Origin of the sequence: Micromonospora cremea (assembly GCF_900143515.1) — a bacterium.
Classification (GTDB): domain Bacteria; phylum Actinomycetota; class Actinomycetes; order Mycobacteriales; family Micromonosporaceae; genus Micromonospora; species Micromonospora cremea.
Genome location: NZ_FSQT01000002.1, coordinates 2,902,855 through 2,921,781, shown reverse-complemented (window position 1 = coordinate 2,921,781; position 18,927 = coordinate 2,902,855). Strand labels below are relative to the sequence as shown.

The 18,927-nt window shown below is 73.7% G+C and carries 16 protein-coding genes; 13 read left to right on the top strand and 3 right to left on the bottom strand.

Annotation, left to right across the window (positions count from 1 at the left end; genetic code table 11):
* Positions 1 to 36: 36 nt before the first annotated feature.
* Positions 37 to 2,097 carry a serine/threonine-protein kinase gene (locus BUS84_RS27160; RefSeq protein WP_074316724.1) on the top strand — a complete coding sequence of 687 codons (2,061 nt, stop codon included), beginning with the start codon at positions 37 to 39 and terminating at the stop codon, positions 2,095 to 2,097.
* A 47-nt stretch (positions 2,098 to 2,144) separates the two neighbouring features.
* Entirely contained in the window at positions 2,145 to 3,863 is a 1,719-nt protein-coding gene (locus BUS84_RS27155; protein WP_074316722.1) for a phospho-sugar mutase, read from the top strand.
* 58 nt (positions 3,864 to 3,921) lie between these two features.
* On the opposite strand, the gene BUS84_RS27150 is transcribed toward BUS84_RS27155, so the two are convergent.
* Both BUS84_RS27150 and upp read right to left on the bottom strand, forming a co-directional pair.
* A complete protein-coding gene (locus BUS84_RS27150) occupies positions 3,922 to 4,599 on the bottom strand; it encodes a GOLPH3/VPS74 family protein (RefSeq protein WP_074316719.1) in 678 nt (225 codons plus the stop codon).
* A 74-nt stretch (positions 4,600 to 4,673) separates the two neighbouring features.
* Positions 4,674 to 5,306 carry a uracil phosphoribosyltransferase gene (gene upp / locus BUS84_RS27145; protein ID WP_074316717.1) on the bottom strand — a complete coding sequence of 211 codons (633 nt, stop codon included), beginning with the start codon at positions 5,304 to 5,306 and terminating at the stop codon, positions 4,674 to 4,676.
* A gap of 136 nt (positions 5,307 to 5,442) precedes the next feature.
* Here upp and deoC point away from each other — a divergent pair, with 136 nt between their 5' ends.
* From deoC to BUS84_RS27095, 10 genes are all read left to right on the top strand, one after another.
* A complete protein-coding gene (deoC, locus tag BUS84_RS27140; protein ID WP_074316715.1) occupies positions 5,443 to 6,402 on the top strand; it encodes a deoxyribose-phosphate aldolase in 960 nt (319 codons plus the stop codon).
* Positions 6,403 to 6,408: 6 nt separating this feature from the next.
* Positions 6,409 to 7,839, top strand: a complete 1,431-nt coding sequence (locus tag BUS84_RS27135) for an aldehyde dehydrogenase family protein (RefSeq protein WP_074316713.1) — start codon at positions 6,409 to 6,411, stop codon at positions 7,837 to 7,839.
* Positions 7,832 to 8,659: an aldehyde dehydrogenase family protein gene (locus tag BUS84_RS27130; protein ID WP_074316711.1), complete on the top strand. Its 828-nt coding sequence runs from the start codon at positions 7,832 to 7,834 to the stop codon at positions 8,657 to 8,659. Before BUS84_RS27135 ends, BUS84_RS27130 begins: the two co-directional genes overlap by 8 nt.
* 594 nt (positions 8,660 to 9,253) lie before the next feature.
* Entirely contained in the window at positions 9,254 to 9,715 is a 462-nt protein-coding gene (locus tag BUS84_RS27125; protein WP_074316709.1) for a BlaI/MecI/CopY family transcriptional regulator, read from the top strand.
* Between the two features lie 10 nt (positions 9,716 to 9,725).
* The gene (locus tag BUS84_RS27120) at positions 9,726 to 10,631 is read left to right on the top strand and encodes a M56 family metallopeptidase (RefSeq protein ID WP_074316707.1); all 906 of its coding nucleotides are present in this window, start codon (positions 9,726 to 9,728) and stop codon (positions 10,629 to 10,631) included.
* Positions 10,632 to 10,827: 196 nt separating this feature from the next.
* A complete protein-coding gene (locus BUS84_RS27115) occupies positions 10,828 to 12,078 on the top strand; it encodes a cytochrome ubiquinol oxidase subunit I (RefSeq protein ID WP_074316705.1) in 1,251 nt (416 codons plus the stop codon).
* A 10-nt stretch (positions 12,079 to 12,088) separates the two neighbouring features.
* Entirely contained in the window at positions 12,089 to 13,096 is a 1,008-nt protein-coding gene (locus tag BUS84_RS27110) for a cytochrome d ubiquinol oxidase subunit II (protein ID WP_074319150.1), read from the top strand.
* A complete protein-coding gene (cydD, locus tag BUS84_RS27105) occupies positions 13,093 to 14,769 on the top strand; it encodes a thiol reductant ABC exporter subunit CydD (RefSeq protein WP_074316703.1) in 1,677 nt (558 codons plus the stop codon). The genes BUS84_RS27110 and cydD overlap by 4 nt, the downstream gene beginning before the upstream one ends.
* A complete protein-coding gene (gene cydC / locus BUS84_RS27100) occupies positions 14,766 to 16,607 on the top strand; it encodes a thiol reductant ABC exporter subunit CydC (protein WP_074316701.1) in 1,842 nt (613 codons plus the stop codon). The genes cydD and cydC overlap by 4 nt, the downstream gene beginning before the upstream one ends.
* Positions 16,608 to 16,675: 68 nt before the next feature.
* The gene (locus BUS84_RS27095; protein WP_074316700.1) at positions 16,676 to 17,350 is read left to right on the top strand and encodes a permease prefix domain 1-containing protein; all 675 of its coding nucleotides are present in this window, start codon (positions 16,676 to 16,678) and stop codon (positions 17,348 to 17,350) included.
* Between the two features lie 101 nt (positions 17,351 to 17,451).
* Here the strand turns inward: BUS84_RS27095 and BUS84_RS27090 are convergent, their stop codons facing one another.
* Positions 17,452 to 17,793: a PadR family transcriptional regulator gene (locus BUS84_RS27090; RefSeq protein ID WP_074316698.1), complete on the bottom strand. Its 342-nt coding sequence runs from the start codon at positions 17,791 to 17,793 to the stop codon at positions 17,452 to 17,454.
* A gap of 168 nt (positions 17,794 to 17,961) precedes the next feature.
* Here BUS84_RS27090 and BUS84_RS27085 point away from each other — a divergent pair, with 168 nt between their 5' ends.
* The gene (locus tag BUS84_RS27085; RefSeq protein WP_074316696.1) at positions 17,962 to 18,921 is read left to right on the top strand and encodes a DNA primase; all 960 of its coding nucleotides are present in this window, start codon (positions 17,962 to 17,964) and stop codon (positions 18,919 to 18,921) included.
* Positions 18,922 to 18,927: the final 6 nt, after the last annotated feature.

The window sequence follows — 18,927 nt, the reverse complement described above, 5'->3', positions numbered from 1 at the left end:
TCCCAGCCCCCCTCGATTTCCCCCGGTGGCTTTTCTGTGACTCAGATCCCGACGTGGAGCGGCGGACAGGTAAGTCCCGCCAACGGACGTGCGGCGCCCGGCACCACCATTGGTGGCCGGTACTCGCTGCGGTCCTCGGTGGGCAACGGCGGCATGGGTACGGTGTGGCGCGCCACAGACACACTGCTGCGCCGCGACGTGGCGGTGAAGGAGGTCGTCCTGCCCCCGGGGCTGGCCCCCAGCGACCGCGACGCCATGTACGAGCGCACGCTGCGTGAGGCGCGCGCCGCCGCCGCCATCCAGCACCCCGCGGTCGTGCAGGTGTACGACGTGGTCACCGAGGCCGGTCGGCCCTGGATCGTGATGGAGTTGCTGGACGCCCGCAGCCTCGCCGACATGGTGATCGAGGACGGGCCGGTCGCGCCCCGCGCGGTCGCCAAGATCGGCATCGCGCTGCTCGGCGCGCTGGAGGTCGCGCACGCGATCGGCGTGCTGCACCGTGACGTCAAACCGGCCAACGTGCTGATCTGCACCGACGGGCGCTGCGTGCTGACCGACTTCGGCGTCGCCCGGATGCCCACCGACGTGCAGCTCACCACCCCCGGCATGGTGCTCGGCTCGCCGCACTTCATCTCGCCCGAGCGGGCCATGGGCCAGGAGTTCGGCCCGCCGAGCGACCTGTTCTCGCTGGGTGTGACGCTCTACACAGCGGTCGAGGGGCGACCACCGTTCGACAAGGGTGACCCGATCGAGACCATGCACGCCGTGGTCGAGGACCCGCCCGCCCCGCCCCAGCGCAGTGGCCCCCTGACCCGGGTGCTGATGGGCCTGCTGGAGAAGGACCCGGCCCGCCGGCTGGACGTGCACACCTCCCGGGCCATGCTGCGCGAGCTGCTCGCCGGCCCGCTGGGCAGCACCGCCACCGCCGTGCACTCGGTGACCGACCCGTACGCCGTGGTTCCGGTGCAGCAGCGCCCGGCGCCCGTCGCCCCACCGGCCCGGCCAGAGCCGAAGCCGGACAGCCAGATCGGCGGCCCGGCGATGCTTGCCCCGGGCGAGTCCCTGACCGACCGCCTGGCGTCGCTGCGCCGGGGCGAACGCCCGCAGCCCGCCAACGCGGCCGGCGCCACGGGGCTCGACGAGACCAGCGCCGACGCGCTGGCCGGCCCACTGCACACGCCCACCGGCGCGATGCCCGTTCCCGGCCGACCGGGCGCCGGGCGCACCTACGGCGGCACCGCGGACGCCACCCAGCGGGTGGACGCCGGCGGGCACCCGGACGCCACCCAGCGGGTCAGCTACGGCAGCCGGCCCAACGCCGCCCAGCAGGGCGGCTACGGCGGCGCGCCGGAGGCCACCCAGCGCATCGGCGGCACGTACGGCGGCGGCAACCAGTGGTCGGTGCCGGGCACCGGCCAGCCCTGGGCCACGCCCGCGCCGTCGGGCGGCGGCGGCGCTCTGGACAAGGTCCGCGCCACCGGTGGCCAGCTGGTCACCACGGTCAGGAGCTGGCCGCGCAAGGTGCAGCTGGCCGCGGCCGGCGGCCTGGCCCTGGTGCTGCTGCTCGGCTCGGTCGCGCTGTTCAGCGGGGGCGACGATCCGGCTCCGACCGGCACGCAGGCGCAGCCGAGCGCGTCCGCTCCGGCCGGCGCCGACCTGGAGATGCAGGAGCACTCCGCCCGCGGCATCCAGGTCATGGTGCCGAAGGGCTGGACGAAGGCCACCGGCGGGCTCTACTTCGACTATGTCGACCCGGAGGACAGCGGCCGGAAGGTGCGCGTCCTCACCGAGAAGTTCAGCACGACCTCGATGCGCTGGGCCGAGATCGCCGAGGGCGGTCTCAAGAAGGCGAAGTCGTGCCCCAAGCCGTACAACCGGGTCGCGATGGCCGAGAAGGACCTGGCCGGCAAGCCGGCCGCCGAGTTCGAGTACACCTGCGGCGAGGGCGACACGCAGCGGCACGGCATCTGGCGCGGCGTGGTCAGCGAGGGCAAGGTCTACTCGTTCTACCTCTCCTCGAACGAGGTCAAGTTCGCCGAGAGCAAGCCGATCTTCGACGAGATGGTGCGGACGTTCCAGCTCACCGGAAACGGCTGAGCCGGAGGGAACCGACAGCGGTGATCGCCGCCGTGCTATCAAGGGGCATGGCGGCGGACACCACTGACATCGACGACATTCGCGAGCAAGCCCGGCGCTGGCTCGCCGACGATCCCGACCCGGCCAGCCGGGACGAGCTGACGGCGATGTTGGACAGGCTGCCGACGAGCGCCCCGGAGCTGGCCGACCGGTTCGCCGGGCCGCTGACCTTCGGCACCGCGGGCCTGCGCGGCCCGCTGCGCGCCGGCCCGAACGGAATGAACCTCGCCGTGGTCACCCAAGCCGCCGCCGGCCTGGTCGGCTGGCTCGCCGCCCAGGGCGGCACCGGCCCGCTGGTGATCGGGTACGACGCCCGGCACGGCTCCCGCCAGTTCGCCGAGCGGACCGCCCAGGTGGCCACCGGGGCCGGGCGGCCGGCGTTGCTGCTGCCCCGCCCGCTGCCCACCCCGGTGCTGGCGTACGCGGTGCGCAAGCTCGGCGCGGTGGCCGGAGTGATGGTCACGGCCAGCCACAACCCGCCACAGGACAACGGTTACAAGGTCTACCTCGGTGCGGAGCTGGGCGGGGAGCTGGGCGCCGGAGCGCAGATCGTGCCGCCGGCCGACGCCGGCATCGAGGCCGCCATCCGGGCGGTCGGCCCGCTGACTGAGGTGCCGCTGGGCCGGGCCGGTGAGGTGCTGGGTGACGACCTGGTCGCCTCGTACGTCGAGCGGGCCACCGCCGTGATCGCGCCGGACGGGCCGCGGGACCTGACGGTGGCGTACACCCCGCTGCACGGGGTCGGTGCCGCGGTGCTCACCGCCGCCTTCGCCCGGGCCGGCTTCCCGGTGCCCGGGGTGGTGCCCGAGCAGGCCGAGCCGGACCCGGCGTTCCCCACCGTGTCGTTCCCCAACCCGGAGGAGCCGGGCGCGGTGGACCTGCTGATCGCGCTGGCCGACTCCACCGGCGCGGACCTCGCCATCGCCAACGACCCGGACGCGGACCGCTGCGCGGTCGTGGTCCGGACCGGTGCTCCGAGTGCGAGGAGTGAGCCGGCGAGCCCCGCAGCCGCGAGCGATGACCGGCAGACCTGGCGGATGCTGCGCGGCGACGAGGTGGGCGCGCTGCTGGCCGACCACCTGATGCGCCGCGGGGTGACCGGGCTCTACGCCACCACCATCGTCTCGTCGTCACTGCTGCGGGCGATGTGCGCGGCGCGTGGCCTGGCCTACGACGAGACGCTGACCGGCTTCAAGTGGATCGTCCGGGCGGGCGGCGGGAGCGCGCCGCTGGTCTACGGGTACGAGGAGGCGCTCGGCTACTGCGTCGACCCGGACCACGTCCGGGACAAGGACGGCATCACCGCCGCGCTGACCGTGGCCGAGCTGGCCGCCGGCCTCAAGGCGCAGGGCCGCACGCTGACGGACCGGCTGGACGAGCTGGCCGCCGAGTTCGGCGTGCACCACACCGACCAGCTCTCCGTCCGGGTGGACGACCTGCGGGAGATCGCCGACGCGATGGCCCGGATCCGGGCGGCCACCCCGACCACGCTGCTCGGGCACCCGGTCGACAGCACCCAGGACCTGCTCCCCGAGGCGGACGTGGTGATCCTGCGCACCGGGACCGCCCGGGTGGTGATCCGCCCGTCCGGGACCGAGCCGAAGCTCAAGGCGTACCTGGAGGTGGTCGAGCCGGTGTCCGACGGTGATGTCGCCGCCGCGCGAGCCCGCGCCGCCGCGGCGATCGCGCAGCTCCGCACCGAGATCGCCGCCGCCCTCGGCCTGTAGTGCGAGGAAGGGCCCCTTATCACCCCCTGGTGGATGGGAGGGGGCCCTTCCCAACAGGTCAGTGGCGTTTTCCGAGAGCCTGGTCGACGGCCTTCGCCAGGGCGGCGACGACCAGCCCGACGGAGGGGCGGACCACCGAGTCGTCGATGCTCACCTCGCCGGAGAACCCGGCGCCGGTGGCGATCTCCTCGAGCCGGCGGCGGGCGTCGGCGGCGGCATCGCCGCTCATACCGAGCGCGGATTCCATCCGCAGCACCACGACGAGGGTGGCCAACGCGGCGGTCCGCTCGTCCGGCGCCGCCGCGCCGGTCAGCGCCTCGGCCAGCCGCTGCCGGGTGTCCGCCTCCACCGAGGTGTTCACCACCGGGTAACGGTGCACGTGGATGAAGCCCAGTTCGGTCTCGTCGATGTCCCGGACCACACCCTGCTGGCACAGGTCACCGAGGATCCGGTCGCGCAGGCCGTGCCGCAGCCGCTGCACCCACGAGGCCGGGGTGTGCGGGGTGTCCGCGGCGATCCGGCCGAGCACCTCGTCGGTGACCGGCTCGCCGGTGGGTGTCGGGTCGACCACCGTCAGGGAACCGTCGGCGTACGCGATCCGGCCGGCCAGGGCCAGCTCGACCAGCACCGCGGCGGCCATACCGAGGTCCAGGCTGATCCGCGGCATGGTCGCCTTGCCGGTCGTGTCGTCGTAGGCGAGGAGGAGAAGCTCCTCGGCGAGCGCAACACCAGTCATGGCCGGAGACGGTAGCGGGTCCGCGCACCACCGTGTGCGGACCCGCCGGACCCGGCACCGACCGGGGTAAAGAGTCAGAACCGGGGCATGCCGCCGAACTGGCGGTCGCCGGCGTCGCCGAGCCCGGGGACGATGAACATCCGGTCGTTGAGCCCCTCGTCGATCGAAGCCGTGACCAGGCGCAACGGCAGACCGGAGCGTTCCAGCCGCTCGATGCCGACCGGCGCGGCGAGCACGCAGAGCACGGTGATGTCGGTGCAGCCCCGGTCGGCCAGCAGCCGGCAGGAGTGCTCCAGCGAACCACCGGTGGCCAGCATCGGGTCGAGCACCAGCACCGGCTTGCCGGCCAGATCCCGGGGCAGCGACTCCATGTACGCGCGCGGCTCGTACGTCTCCTCGTCCCGGGCCAGGCCGACGAAGCCCATCGAGGACTCGGGCAGCAGGCCGAGCGCGGCGTCCGCCATGCCGAGGCCGGCCCGCAGCACCGGCACCAGCAGCGGCGGGTTGGCCAGCCGGGTGCCGACGGTGCCGGTGACCGGCGTCTGCACCGGGTACCGCTCGACGGGGAAGGAGCGTGCCGCCTCGTACACCAACATGGTGGTCAGTTCGTGCAGCGCCGCCCGGAACGTCGAGGAATCGGTGCGCGCGTCCCGCATGGCGGTCAGCCGTGACTGTGCCAGCGGGTGGTCAATGACGTGTACATCCACGATCGCTCAACCTACCGGTCCGTCCCGCGGGGTGGTGCGGGTGCGGTCGGACCAGCGACGCCGCTCACGCCGGACCCGCCCCAGCGGGACCACGTGAGCAAGATCACGCACCGTTCCGGCGCGTAGACTTCAGCGCATGACGGCGACAACGACGTCGGCCCGGTCGGAGCTCTCCGAGCTGGGACGATCCGAGACCGCTCTGCGGACCTTCCTGCACGGCCTGCCCGGCGTGGACCAGGTCGGCGCGGAGCAGCGGGCGGCGCAGCTCGGCACCCGCTCCATCAAGACCACCGCCAAGGCGCAGGCGATCGACCTGGCGATCCGGATGGTGGACCTGACCACCCTTGAAGGGGCGGACACCCCGGGCAAGGTACGTGCGCTGGCCGCGAAGGCGGTCCGCCCGGACCCGGCCGACCCGTCCTGCCCGCATGTCGGCGCCGTCTGCGTCTACCCCGCGATGGTCCCGTACGTGGCGGAGGTGCTGCGCGGCAGCGGCGTACACCTGGCGAGCGTGGCGACCGCCTTCCCGTCGGGCCAGGCGCCGCTGGAGATCAAGCTCGCCGACACCCGGGCCGCCGTCGCGGCCGGCGCCGACGAGATCGACATGGTGATCAACCGGGGCGCGTTCCTGGCCGGCCGTTACAAGGAGGTCTACGACGAGATCGTGGCCACCAAGGAAGCCGCCGGGGACGCCCACCTCAAGGTGATCCTGGAGACCGGCGAGCTGGCCACCTACGACAACGTGCGCCGGGCCTCCTGGCTGGCCATGCTGGCCGGCGGCGACTTCATCAAGACCTCCACCGGCAAGGTCCCGATCGCCGCGACACTGCCGGTGAGCCTGGTGATGCTGGAGGCGGTCCGCGACTTCCGGGCCGCCACCGGGCGACAGGTCGGCGTGAAGCCGGCCGGCGGCATCAAGACCACCAAGGACGCGATCAAGTACCTGGTGATGGTCAACGAAACCGTCGGCGCGGACTGGCTCGACCCGGACTGGTTCCGCTTCGGCGCGTCCAGCCTGCTCAACGACCTGCTGATGCAGCGCACCAAGCTGACGACCGGCGTCTACTCCGGTCCCGACTACTTCACCCTGGACTGAGAGCCGATGTTCGAATACGCACCCGCCCCCGAGTCCCGCTCGGTGGTGGACCTCAAGCCCACGTACGGGCTGTTCATCGACGGCACGTTCGTCGACCCGACCGACGGCGGCAGCTTCAAGTCGATCAACCCCGCGTCCGAGGAGGTGCTGGCCGAGGTCGCTGAGGCCGGCACGCAGGACGTGGAGCGCGCGGTGCGCGCCGCCCGGAAGGCGTACGACAAGGTCTGGGGTCCGATGCCGGGCCGGGACCGGGCCAAGTATCTGTTCCGGATCGCCCGGCTCATCCAGGAGCGGTCCCGCGAGCTGGCCGTGCTGGAGTCGCTGGACAACGGCAAGCCGATCAAGGAGTCCCGCGACGTCGACCTGCCGCTGGTCGCCGCGCACTTCTTCTACTACGCCGGCTGGGCCGACAAGCTGGAGCACGCGGGCTTCGGGGCTGACCCGAAGCCGATCGGGGTCGCCGCGCAGGTCATCCCGTGGAACTTCCCGCTGCTGATGCTGGCCTGGAAGATCGCCCCGGCGCTGGCCGCCGGCAACACGGTGGTGCTGAAGCCGGCCGAGACCACCCCACTGACCGCGCTGCTCTTCGCCGAGATCTGCCAGCAGGCCGAGCTGCCGGCCGGCGTGGTCAACATCATCACCGGCGCCGGCGACACCGGCCGGACGCTGGTCGAGCACCCCGACGTGGACAAGGTCGCCTTCACCGGCTCCACCGACGTCGGGCGGGCCATCGCCCGGTCCGTCGCCGGCACCCGCAAGAAGCTCACGCTGGAGCTGGGCGGCAAGGCCGCCAACATCGTCTTCGACGACGCACCGATCGACCAGGCGGTCGAGGGGATCGTCAACGGCATCTTCTTCAACCAGGGGCACGTCTGCTGCGCCGGCTCCCGCCTGCTGGTCCAAGAGAACGTGGCCGACCGGGTGCTGGAATCCCTGAAGCGGCGGATGGCCCACCTTCGGGTCGGCGACCCGCTGGACAAGAACACCGACATCGGCGCGATCAACTCCGCCGCCCAGTTGGAGCGGATCCGCGAGCTGTCCGACGCCGGCTCGGCCGAGGGCGCCGAACGCTGGTCACCGCCGTGCGACCTGCCCGACCGCGGCTTCTGGTTCGCGCCGACGATCTTCACCGGCGTCACCCAGGCGCACCGGATCGCCCGCGAGGAGATCTTCGGCCCGGTGCTGTCCGTGCTCACCTTCCGTACCCCGGCCGAGGCCGTGGAGAAGGCCAACAACACGCCGTACGGGCTCTCGGCGGGGATCTGGACCGACAAGGGTTCCCGCATCCTCTGGATGGCCGACCGGCTGCGCGCCGGGGTCGTCTGGGCCAACACGTTCAACAAGTTCGACCCCACCTCGCCGTTCGGCGGCTACAAGGAGTCGGGCTACGGTCGCGAGGGCGGCCGGCACGGGCTGGAGGGCTACCTCAATGTCTGAGCGGGTCGCGGTACGCAAGACGTACAAGCTCTTCATCGGCGGGAAGTTCCCGCGCAGCGAGTCGGGACGGTCGTATCTCGTGCAGTCCTCGAATGTGTCACTGGCCTCCCGCAAGGACGCCCGGGACGCGGTGGTCGCCGCCCGCGCCGCCGTGAAGGGCTGGGCCGGGGCGACCGCGTACAACCGGGGTCAGATCCTCTACCGGGCCGCCGAGATGCTGGAGGGCCGCCGCGAGCAGTTCGTCGCCCTCGGCGTGCCGGGCGACGAGGTGGACGCCGCGGTGGACCGCTGGGTCTGGTACGCCGGCTGGGCCGACAAGCTCTCCCAGGTGTACGGCGGCGCCAACCCGGTCGCCGGGCCGTACTTCAACATCTCCGCGCCCGAGCCGACCGGCGTGGTGGCGGTCGTCGCCCCGGAGCGCCCGGCGCTGCTCGGCCTGGTCAGCGTGATCGCCCCGGCGATCGTCACCGGCAACACGGTGGTGGTGGCGGCCTCCCCGACCGAGCCGCTGGCGGCGGTGACGCTGGCCGAGGTGCTGGCCACCTCCGACCTGCCCGGCGGGGTGGTGAACATCCTCACCGGCCGGATCACCGAGACCGCGCCGACGCTGGCCGCGCACATGGACGTCAACGCGATCGACCTCAGCGGGGTGACCGACGCCGAGTTGGCTTCCGACCTGGAGATCAAGGCGGCGGAGAACCTGAAGCGGGTGCTCCGTCCGGCCCCGGCCGCCGACCACGACTGGTCCGCCGACCCCGGCGTGACTCGGATGACCACCCTGCTGGAGACCAAGACGGTGTGGCACCCCAAGGGGGTGTGACGGGTGTGATTCCGTTCCCGTTCCCGGCCTTGGGGTTTCCCGGGGAGCCCCACCCGCTCCGGGCGGTCAGGCTTGATCCCTGCGCGGGCGGGGCTCCCCGGAAAACCTGACGTGGGCCCGGTCCGCCCGGGTGTTTCGTCTTGCTGGCCGGTGCCCTGGGTTGGGTCACCGGCCAGCGGGGGTGATGGCAGAGGGTCCCCGATTCCGCGCAACCCTCCGCATGCGCCCCTCAAGCCCCGGTGTGCTGGCGCAGTCCTCCTCCCCCGGCCGCTGGCAGGCTCCCGACGTCCGCGCCGATCCGCTCGCTCTGGCGGCGCGCCGTTTCAAGATCCGCGCAACTTCGGTGAAGTTGCTGCCTCCGGGGCGCCCGAGGCAACAACTTCCCCGCTCTTGTGCGGATCTTGACCGGCTCGCCGGCCCTCCCCGGTGATCATGAGGTTGGCGGGGGGTTTGATCTCGCTGGGGCACGTCAACCTCATGATCAACCTGGCGGGGTGGGTGGGGTGGGCACGGTGGGGGTCGGGGGTGGGGTTCGGGGTGGGGTCGGGGCGGGCTTGTGGGGTGGGGGTCTACTACCGGGGGTAGGATTGCGGGGTGACTCGGTTGGGCGATCTTGAGCGTGCGGTGATGGACGTGCTGTGGGACGTGGTCCCGGGCACGTCGGACGGGGTGACCGTGCGCGAGGTGGCCGACGCGCTCGACGGCCGCGAGCTGGCGTACACCACGGTGATGACCGTGCTGGACCGGCTCGCCGGCAAGGGCATGGTGCAGCGGGAGCGGGAGGGCCGGGCCTGGCGGTACCGGCCGGCGGCCAGCCGTGAGGCGCACATCGCCCAGCTCATGCTCGACGCCCTCGACCTTGGCGGCAGCCGCGACGCCGCACTGGTGCGCTTCGCCCACTCGGTGACCGGCACCGAGGCCGAGGTGCTGCGCGCGGCCCTGGGGAGCGAGGCCGGGCTGACCGGGCACGGCTCCGCGGGAGCCGGCGCGCAGTTGACCGACCAGGTGGACGGGCCGGCGGGCCGACGGCCGGCCGACGAGGCAGCGGAGCGGTAGGGCGCGCGCCATGGCCTACGCCGTGCACTTCGCCGCCACCATGCTGGCCTGCTATCTGACCGCACAGGTGTTGGCCAGCTCCACCTGGACGTGGCGCAGCCCCCGGGTGGCGATCGTCTGCTGGCAGGCCGTCGGGTTGGCGCTGGGCCTCTCGGCGATGGGCCTGCCGATGGCGCTCGGGTTGACCGCCTACGACCTGCCGACCGGGAGCGCACTGCTCGCTCTGGCCACCGACCTCGGCCACGGCACGCTGCCGGTCGGGGTGACCGCCTTCCACCTGGCCAGCGTTGGAGTGGGCTTCGGCATCGGCGCGGTGCTGGTCACCACGACCGTGCGCAGCATCCACGGCACGCTACGCGCCCAGCGCCGGCACCGGGACCTGCTCACCCTGGTCGCCCGGAACGACCCGGCCGCGCCCGGCGCGCTGGTGCTCGACCATCCGAGCGCGGCCGCGTACTGCCTGCCGGGAGTGAAGCCGCAGGTGGTGGTCAGCGCGGGCACGCTGAGCCTGCTGGACCGGGCCGAGCTCGCCGCGGTCCTCAGTCACGAGCGCGCGCACGCCCACGAGCGGCACGACTTGGTGCTGCTGCCGTTCACCGCGCTCCGCCGCGCGTTGCCGTGGTTCCGCTGGGTCCGCGACGCGCACGAGCGGGTCGCCCTGCTGGTCGAGATGCGCGCCGACGACAAGGCGCGCGAGCTGCACGCCGAGGCGCCGCTGGCGGGCGCGCTGCGCCGGTTCGCCGCCGCGGGTCACCGGATCACTCCGGCGGGCGCACTGGGGATGGGTGACCGCGACCTGGACGTACGGGTACAGCGGCTGCTGGTCAGCGACCGGCCGCCCCGGGTGCTCGGCGCCACCGCCCTCGCGGTCGCCACCACGCTGGTCGCTCTGCCGATCACCCTCTTCCTGAGCTGACCCGCCCCAGCCCACGCCCGGCGCCCGCCGGCGCTGCGCGCGCTCCTGATCCCACCGTCACGCCCAGGGCCAACTCCCCCCACAACTACTACGCCTTGTCGTAGAGTCATCTACGACAAGGCGTAGTAACTAACATGTAGGCAACCTACGTGTAGGGTGGCTACGACAAGGCAGCCAACGCTACGGAGAGCCGGTCATGGACACCCTGCTCCTCGCCCGCCTGCAGTTCGCCACCACCACCTCGATCCACTTCCTGTTCGTGGTCGTCACGCTCGGGCTGGTCACCCTGCTCGTCGGGATGCAGACCGCCTGGGTGCTCACCGGCAACCCGGCGTGGGAGCGGCTCACCCGGTACTGGGGCCAGCTCTACGTGATCAACTACGTGCTCGGCATCGCCACCGGCATCGTGATGGAGTTCCAGTTCGGGCTGAACTGGAGCGGCCTGTCGCGCTACGTCGGCAACGTCTTCGGCGCCCCGCTGGCCATCGAGACGCTGGTGGCGTTCTTCCTGGAGTCCACGTTCCTCGGGATGTGGATCTTCGGCTGGCACCGGCTCCGCAAGGGCGTCCACCTCGCGCTGCTCTGGGGCGTGGCGCTCACCGCGTACGCCTCCGCGTTCTGGATCATGGTGGCGAACTCCTGGCTACAGCACCCGGTCGGGTACGAGGTGCGCGACGGCATCGCCCACCTCACCGACTTCGGTGCGCTGCTCACCAATCCCAGCCTCGGCATGGCGTTCGGTCACGTGGTCTCGGCCGCGCTGCTGGTCGGCGGCATGCTGATGGCGGCCGTCAGCGCCTGGCACCTGATCCGGCGCACCCTCGACTACGCGCTCTTTCGCACCTCGCTGCGGATCGGCCTCATCACCGCGGCGCTGGCGATCACCCTGGTGCAGGGCTTCGGGTTCGCCCAGTTCGGGCCGGTCGGGGAGGTGCAGCCGACCAAGTTCGGCCAGGGCCCGGAAGCCCAGGCGCTGATCGCCGAGTGGACGGCGCGGTTCGGCCCCGGCGACTACACCCCACCCGTGCTGGCCAGTGTCGGGCTGGGCTTCATGATCCTGATCGGCTTCACGCTCGGCTGCGTCTGGCTGCTGCTTCCGCTGCTCTTCCGGGACTGGATCATCCGGCTGCGCTTCCCGCTCTGGCTGGTTTTGCTCGCCCTGCCGCTGCCGTTCGTCGCGGTGATCCTCGGTTGGATCGCCCGGGAGGTCGGCCGCCAGCCCTGGGTGGCGTACGGGCTGCTCCCCACCGACCAGGCGGTCTCCCCGGTCGGCGCACCGGTGATGCTCGCCTCGCTGATCGGCTTCAGCCTCCTGCTGGGCACCCTCGCCGTCACCAACTGGGTGCTGCTCGCCCGGCACGCGGCCCGTGGCGCGGGCGACCCGCCGCTCGGCCGCCCGCCGGCACCGCCGAACGAGCCGGCTCACCCCGAACCCGCCCTCGCCTGAGGAGATCACCGTGGACCTCGCCTGGTACGCCCTGCTCGGCCTCTTCTTCGGCGCCTACCTGGTGCTCGCCGGCTACGACTACGGCGTCGGGCTGCTGCTCGCCCGCGGCGGTGGCCCGGCCGGGCGACGGGCCGCGCTCACCGCGCTCGGCCCGTTCTTCCTCGGCAACGAGGTCTGGCTGGTGGCCGCCGTGGGCATCCTCTTCGGAGCCTTTCCGGTGCTGGAGGGCGAGTTGCTCTCCGGGTGCTACCCGGCGGTCGCCGGCGCGCTGGTCGGTGTGGTCCTGGTGACCGCGGGAGTGCAACTGCGCAGCCGACCGACCGACGAACGGATCCGGGCCCGCTGGGACCGGGTGGTGGTGATCGGCAGCGTGCTCGCCGCGCTGGGCTGGGGCGTGCTGCTGGCCGCGCTGCTGCAGGGCGTGCCCCGCGAGGCCGACGGGCACGTCGTCGGGGTGTCGCATCTGGCCACCCCGTTCGCGGCCGCCGCCGGGCTGGCCATGGTCGCCCTGGTCGCGGTGCACGGTGCGACCTTCCTCACCCTGCGGCTGCCGACCGCCGACGCCGCCGTGGTCGGCCGGTCGGCCCGCCGGCTGGTGCCGGTGGCGCTCACCGCGGTCGCCCTGGCCACCGTCGTGGGGCTGCTCTCCGCCCGGGTACGCGACGCCGTCCAGCGGCCGGCGGTGGCCGTACTGCTGCCGGTGCTGCTGGTCGCGGCGCTGCTGGTGGCCCGCGCGGCGCTGGCCCGACGGCGGCCGGGGTGGGCCCTGGTCGCCACCGGCGCGGCTCTGGCGCTGCCGGTGGCGCTGGTCGGCGCGGCCCTCTGGCCCTACGTGCTGGTGTCCACGACGGACCCGGGTGCCTCGCTGACGGTGGCCGACGCCGCCGCCAGCGCGCCGACGCTGCGGCTACTCGGCTGGGTGGCGCTGCCGCTGCTGCCGGCCCTACTAGGCTTCCAGGCGATGTGCTGGTGGGTTTTCCGGGGACGGACCGACGGCAGGGCACCGGTGTACTGGTGAACCGCCGTCCCTTCGACCCGCGTCTGCTGCGCCGGGTCCCCGCGGCCCGGCGCGATCTTGCCGTGCTCGCCCTGCTCGGGGTGCTCGCCGCCGGGTTGATCGTGGCGCAGGCCACCGCGCTGGCGGCGGTGCTGGCCACCGCCGTCGACGGCCGCCTCAACCGGCCTGCGCTGGCCGGCTTCGCGGTGGCGGTCCTCGCCCGTTCGGCGCTGGTCTGGGCGCAGGGCACGGTCTCGGCGCGGGTCGCCGCCACGGTCAAGGCCGCGCTGCGGGCCGACCTGCTCGGCGCGGTGGGCCGGCACGGGCCGGGTTGGGTCGCCGGGCAACGGGCCGGTCAGCTCGCCACGCTGGCCGGGCGCGGGCTGGACGCGCTGGACGCGTACTTCACCGGGTACCTGCCCCAGCTGGTGCTCAGCGTGACGGTGCCGGTGGCGGTGCTGGCCCGGGTCGTCTTCGCCGACTGGGGCTCGGCGGTGATCATCGCGCTGACCCTGCCGCTGATCCCGGTCTTCGGCGCGCTGCTCGGCTGGCAGGCGCAGGCCGCCACGGAGCGGCAGTGGCGCCGGCTCTCCCTGCTGGGCGGGCACTTCCTGGACATGGTCGCCGGGCTGCCCACGCTGCGCGCGTTCGGCCGGGCCCGGGCGCAGACCGAGGTGGTCCGCCGGATGGCCGACGGGCACCGGGTCGCCACCATGAAGACACTGCGGATCGCGTTCCTCTCCGCGCTGGTGCTGGAGCTGGTCGCCACCCTCTCCGTGGCCCTGGTCGCGGTGCCGGTCGGCATCCGGCTGCTCGGCGGCGGGCTGGCCCTGCAGACCGCGCTGCTGGTGCTGCTGCTCACCCCGGAGGCGTACCTCCCGCTGCGCGCCGCCGGCAGCCGCTTCCACGCCAGCATGGAGGGGCTCACCGCGCTGGACGAGGCGCTCACCATCTCCGCCGCGCCCGCCGCACCCCGGGCCACCGAGGGCGCGGCCACCCCGGACGGCCGTGGCGAGATCAGCTTCGAGTCGGTGACCGTGGCGTACGAGCGGACCACCGCGCTGCGGGACGTGACGCTGACCGTCCGGCCCGGTGAGCGGATCGCCATCATCGGACCCAGCGGCGCCGGCAAGAGCACCCTGCTCGGCCTGCTGCTCGGCTTCATTACCCCGACCAGCGGCCGGGTCACCGTGGACGGGGTCGACCTCGCCACCGCCGACCCGGACGCCTGGCGGCGCCAGCTCGCCTGGGTGCCGCAGCGGGCCCATCTCTTCGCCGCCTCGCTGGCCGACAACATCCGGCTCGGCGCGCGGGACACCCCGCCCGACGCGCTCACCACCGCGGTGCGCGACGCGGCACTGGACGACGTGGTGGCCGGCCTGCCGGACGGGCTGGAGACGCTGCTCGGCGAGCGTGGGCACGGGCTGTCCAGCGGGCAGCGGCAACGGGTGGCCCTGGCCCGGGCGTTCCTCCGGGACGCCCCGGTGGTGCTGCTCGACGAGCCCACCGCACGCCTGGACACCGCGGCCGAGGCGGTGGTGCTCGACGCCACCCGCCGTCTGGTCGCCGGGCGGACCGCGCTGCTGGTCGCGCACCGCCCGGCACTGCTGGCCGACGCCGACCGGATCCTGCGGATCGAGGATGGCCGGGTCACCGAGCTGACGCCCGAACCGACCGGGAAGGTGATCCGATGAACGCGGCACCCGAGCCGCCGGCCGGCGGGCCGGGCCCGCCGGCCGAGCCACCGGAGCCGGTGGTCGACGCGGCCCCGGCCGGGCGGGCGACCGCCGAGCGGACGGTGCTGCGCCTGGCCCGGCCGTACCTGGGCCGGCTGGTGGGCGCGGGACTGCTCGCCGCCGCCACCGAGTTCGCCGGGCTCGCCCTGATGGCGACCGCGACCTGGCTGTTGATGAGCGCCGCCGGCCAGCCGCCGCTGGACCGGCTCACCGTGGCGATCGTCGCGGTCCGGGCGCTGGCGATCAGCCGGGGCGTGTTCCGCTACACCGAACGGCTCGCCGGGCACGACGCGGTCCTTTGCATGATCACCGACGTCCGGGCCCGGGTCTTCGCCACGCTCGCCGCCCGCCGCACCGCCGCGCACCGCTCCGGCGACGTGCTCAGCCGGCTGGTCTCCGACGTCGAGGCGGTGCAGGATCTCCTGCTGCGGGTGCTGGTGCCGGGCTCGGCGGCGGCACTGGTCGGGGTGCTCGCGGTGGCCGGGGCGGCGCTGATCTCGCTGCCGGCCGCCGGCGCGCTCGCCGCCGGGCTGCTGATCGCCGGGGTGGCGCTGCCCGCGCTGGCCACCGCGGTCACCGGGCGCAACGCGGCGGAGGTGGCCCCACTGCGCGGCGCGCTGGCCACCGACGCGGTCGACCTCACCCACGGCGCCGCGGACCTGGCCGCCTTCGGCGCCACCGACGCCGCGCTGCGGGCCGCCGAGCAGCGGGCCGGCCGGCTGGCCCGGCTGGAACGCCGCCTGGCCGCCACCGGGTTCGCGGTCGACGCGGCCGGGGTGCTGGTCGCCGGGCTGACCGCCGCCGGGGTGGTGCTGGCCGCGTTGGCCGCAGACGTGCCGGGGGTGCTGGTCGGCGTACTGGCCGTCGGCACCCTGGCCGCCGTCGAGGTGGCGCTGGCCCTGGTCTCGGCGGCCCGGCAGTGGACCCAGCTGCGGCCCGGCCTGGCCCGGGTGGCCGCCCTGCTCGACGCGGACCTGCCGACTCCCCCGCGTGCCGCCGCGGACCTGACCGTCGGTGCCGTGGATGGAGGCGGCGCGCACGAGCTGCGCTTCGCGGAGGTGACCGTGCGGTACCGGGCCGGGGCCGCGCCCGCGCTCGACCGGGTGAGCCTGGACCTGCCCGCCGGGCGCCGGATCGCGGTGGTCGGCCCGAGCGGAGCCGGCAAGAGCACCCTGGCCGCCGTGCTGACCGGCGCGGTCCAGCCCACGTCCGGCCGGGTCACCCTGGACGGCCGCGACCTGTCGGCGTACGCCGAGGAGGAGCTGCCCCGCGCGGTCGGCGGGCTGCTCGCCGAGGCGTACGTCTTTCACGCCACGGTGCGGGAGAACCTGCTGCTCGGCCGTGCCGGGGCCAGCGAGGAGGAGCTGATCGCGGCGACCGCCGCGGCCGGCCTGTTGGAGTGGGTGCACGCCCAGCCGGCAGGGTGGGACACGCTGGTCGGCGAGGAGGGCGGCCAGCTCTCCGGGGGCCAGCGGCAACGGCTAGCGCTCGCCCGGGCCCTGCTCGCCGCGCCGCCGGTGCTGGTGCTCGACGAGCCCACCGAGGGGCTGGACCCGACCGCCGCGGACGCCGTGCTCGCCTCCGCCCTCGCCGCCACCCCCGCCGGGCACTCGGTACTGCTGATCAGCCACCGGCTCAGCGGGCTGGCCGGGCTGGACGAGATCGTCGTCCTCGACGGCGGCCGGGTGGTGCAGCGCGGTCGGCACGCCGAGCTGGTCACCGCCCCCGGCTGGTACCGGGACCAGTGGCTGCTCCAGGCGGCGGCCGAACGCGGGTACCTGGCTCTCACCCCCTGACCGGGCTCCGGGACGGACCAGGGTTCTCCCGGACGTCGGCGCACCGCCGTCCGTGGCAGGGTGGTGCCATGCCGCGCTGTGAGGACGTGTTGGTGGAGGAGCACCTGCGGGAGCTTGCTGCCCGGCTGCAGGGGCCGGCCCGACTGAAGTCCGACCTGCTCACCGAGGCCCGGCACGGCCTGCTGGACGCCGTCGAGGCGTACCGCGAGGATGGCGTGCCGCCCACCGAGGCGCAGCGGCGCGCGGTGGCCGAGTTCGGCTCCCCGGCGCAGTTGCTCCCCTCCTGGCAGGCCGAGCTGGCGGTGGGTGCGCTGCGCGGGCTCTCCCTGCGGATGCTGGCGGTGGCCGGAGTGCTGGTGGTGGCCGGCGACCTGACCTGGCACGGGGCGAGCTGGAGCGACGGCCCGCACCCGCCGGCCGTCTACCTGCTGCTCTCCGCCTCGGTCAACTGGATCTGGGGCGGTGCGCTGCTGCTCGCGGTGGCCGGTCTGCTGGTGGTGGCGGCGAGCGCCCGGTCCCCGCGGCCGGGTCTGGCCATGGCGCAGCGCGCGGTGGGCGCCGGCCTGACCGGCATCCTGGTCCTCGGCATGCTGGCCGGCACCGCCCTCTTCGCCTGGTCGCTCGGGCTCTGGGACGCGGCGCTGAGCTGGCCGCCGATGATCATCGGCGCGGTGCTGGTCGGGGGCGCCTACTTCTCACTCGCCCGCGCGGCGCGCGGCTGGCTGCTGGCCACCGTCCGCTGAACCACGGCGACCCGCCGCACACCCGTCCGTCGGCGCGAGGCCAGTGGCTGACCGTGGTGCGCCGGGCCGGTGGGCGCACCGGGCCACGGCCGCCGAGCGGCTCAGGCCGGGGTGCTGGGTGGGCTGCCGGGGTCGAGGAACCGGCCGACCGTCACGCGGAACTCGTGCCAACCCGCGCGCTCCCCGGCCAGCGCCTGCCGACCGGAGTCGGTGAGCTGGTACGTCCGCCGCTCCCGGCCGTTGACCGTGCTCCAGGTGCTCGCCACGTGCCCGGCGCGCTCCAGCCGGCGCAGCGCCGGATAGATGGTGCCGGTGGGCAGGTCGAGGCTGCCGTCGCTGCGCGCCCGCAGCGCCTCGATGATGGCGTACCCGTGCAGCGCGCCCTGTTCGAGCACGGCGAGCAGCAGTGCGTCGAGATGGCCGTGCAACTCCTGGGCCTTCATGCGTAGCTACGCTACTTGTCGAATCGCCGGTACGCCACCGGAGGCACCCGCGACGACCCGCAGGCCCGACCCGGTGCGCCAATCGGTCACCGGGGTGCGGCACCGGTCACCCAGGGTCGCCGACTAGGGTATGTGCCCAGAGTCACTCGCCGTCCGAGACGCCGGCGGGTGGGCAACCCGAAGCACACGGAGGTCAGCGTGGCCCGCCAGTCGCCCCAACGGCCCGACGCCGACGAGCCCGAGCTCGACGACACCACCGGCCCGGCCGAGCCAGATCTCGACGAGGCCGAGGAGACCGGCCGCGCGTCGGCGTCGACCGACCGGTCGCTCTGGGACGAGCTGCACATCGACCCGGTGGAGATCGCCCTGCCCGCCGGCAGCGGCTTCACGCTGCGGGCGTACCGGCCGGCGAACGAGCTGACCCCGACCGACGTGACCGAGCGCGACCAGGACGACCCGTTCCTCGCCCGTCGCCAGGTGATCGAGGAGGAGGAGGACGACGAGACCGTCGTCATCCTCGACGAGAAGCTGGCCGAGGAGTTCGCCGAGAGCGACGAGGAGACGCCGTCGCGACGGCGTCGCGACGGCGCGGACGCGGTCGACGAGGCGGACGACGAGACCGTCACGGACGAGGCCGACGGCGAGGAAGTGCCGATCTTCCTCAGCCACCGGGGCAAGCTGCTGCTGTTCAAGACCCCCGAGTCGTTGGTCAGTTTCATCCGCTCCGGCGCTCCAAATGATCTGTCCCAACTGGACAGCTGGAATGAATTGTCCGAACGGGTGGAGCCGGCCGACATCGCGCCGCTCGACGAGGACACCTACGAGCTCGACCTCGTCGTGGAGAACCTGCGCGGCGGGCACGACACCTGGGATTCGACCCTGCTGATCAAGGCCGGCGAGGCCGCACGTGACCTGTCGTACGCGTTGCGGCTGCCTGCGGTGCTGGACATGCTCTCCGCCGACTCCAGCCTCGACGACCTGGACGAGGCGCTGCGGGCGACCGCCAACGGTGGGATCGGCGGCTTCATGGGTCGGCGACGGCTCAAGAAAATCGGGGCACAGACCGCAAGTTTGGGTTGGCGCACCATTGTCGGCAAGATCTCTGCGGTCGTGGACTGGCGCGACTGACCCGTA

Coding starts and splice junctions, on each gene's coding strand:
- BUS84_RS27095 (WP_074316700.1), top strand. CDS start 16,676: ATGCCGCGCTGTGAGGACGTGTTGGTGGAGGAGCACCTGCGGGAGCTT.
- BUS84_RS27090 (WP_074316698.1), bottom strand. CDS start 17,793: ATGAAGGCCCAGGAGTTGCACGGCCATCTCGACGCACTGCTGCTCGCC.
- BUS84_RS27135 (WP_074316713.1), top strand. CDS start 6,409: ATGTTCGAATACGCACCCGCCCCCGAGTCCCGCTCGGTGGTGGACCTC.
- deoC (WP_074316715.1), top strand. CDS start 5,443: ATGACGGCGACAACGACGTCGGCCCGGTCGGAGCTCTCCGAGCTGGGA.
- cydC (WP_074316701.1), top strand. CDS start 14,766: ATGAACGCGGCACCCGAGCCGCCGGCCGGCGGGCCGGGCCCGCCGGCC.
- BUS84_RS27155 (WP_074316722.1), top strand. CDS start 2,145: ATGGCGGCGGACACCACTGACATCGACGACATTCGCGAGCAAGCCCGG.
- BUS84_RS27150 (WP_074316719.1), bottom strand. CDS start 4,599: ATGACTGGTGTTGCGCTCGCCGAGGAGCTTCTCCTCCTCGCCTACGAC.
- BUS84_RS27130 (WP_074316711.1), top strand. CDS start 7,832: ATGTCTGAGCGGGTCGCGGTACGCAAGACGTACAAGCTCTTCATCGGC.
- BUS84_RS27120 (WP_074316707.1), top strand. CDS start 9,726: ATGGCCTACGCCGTGCACTTCGCCGCCACCATGCTGGCCTGCTATCTG.
- BUS84_RS27115 (WP_074316705.1), top strand. CDS start 10,828: ATGGACACCCTGCTCCTCGCCCGCCTGCAGTTCGCCACCACCACCTCG.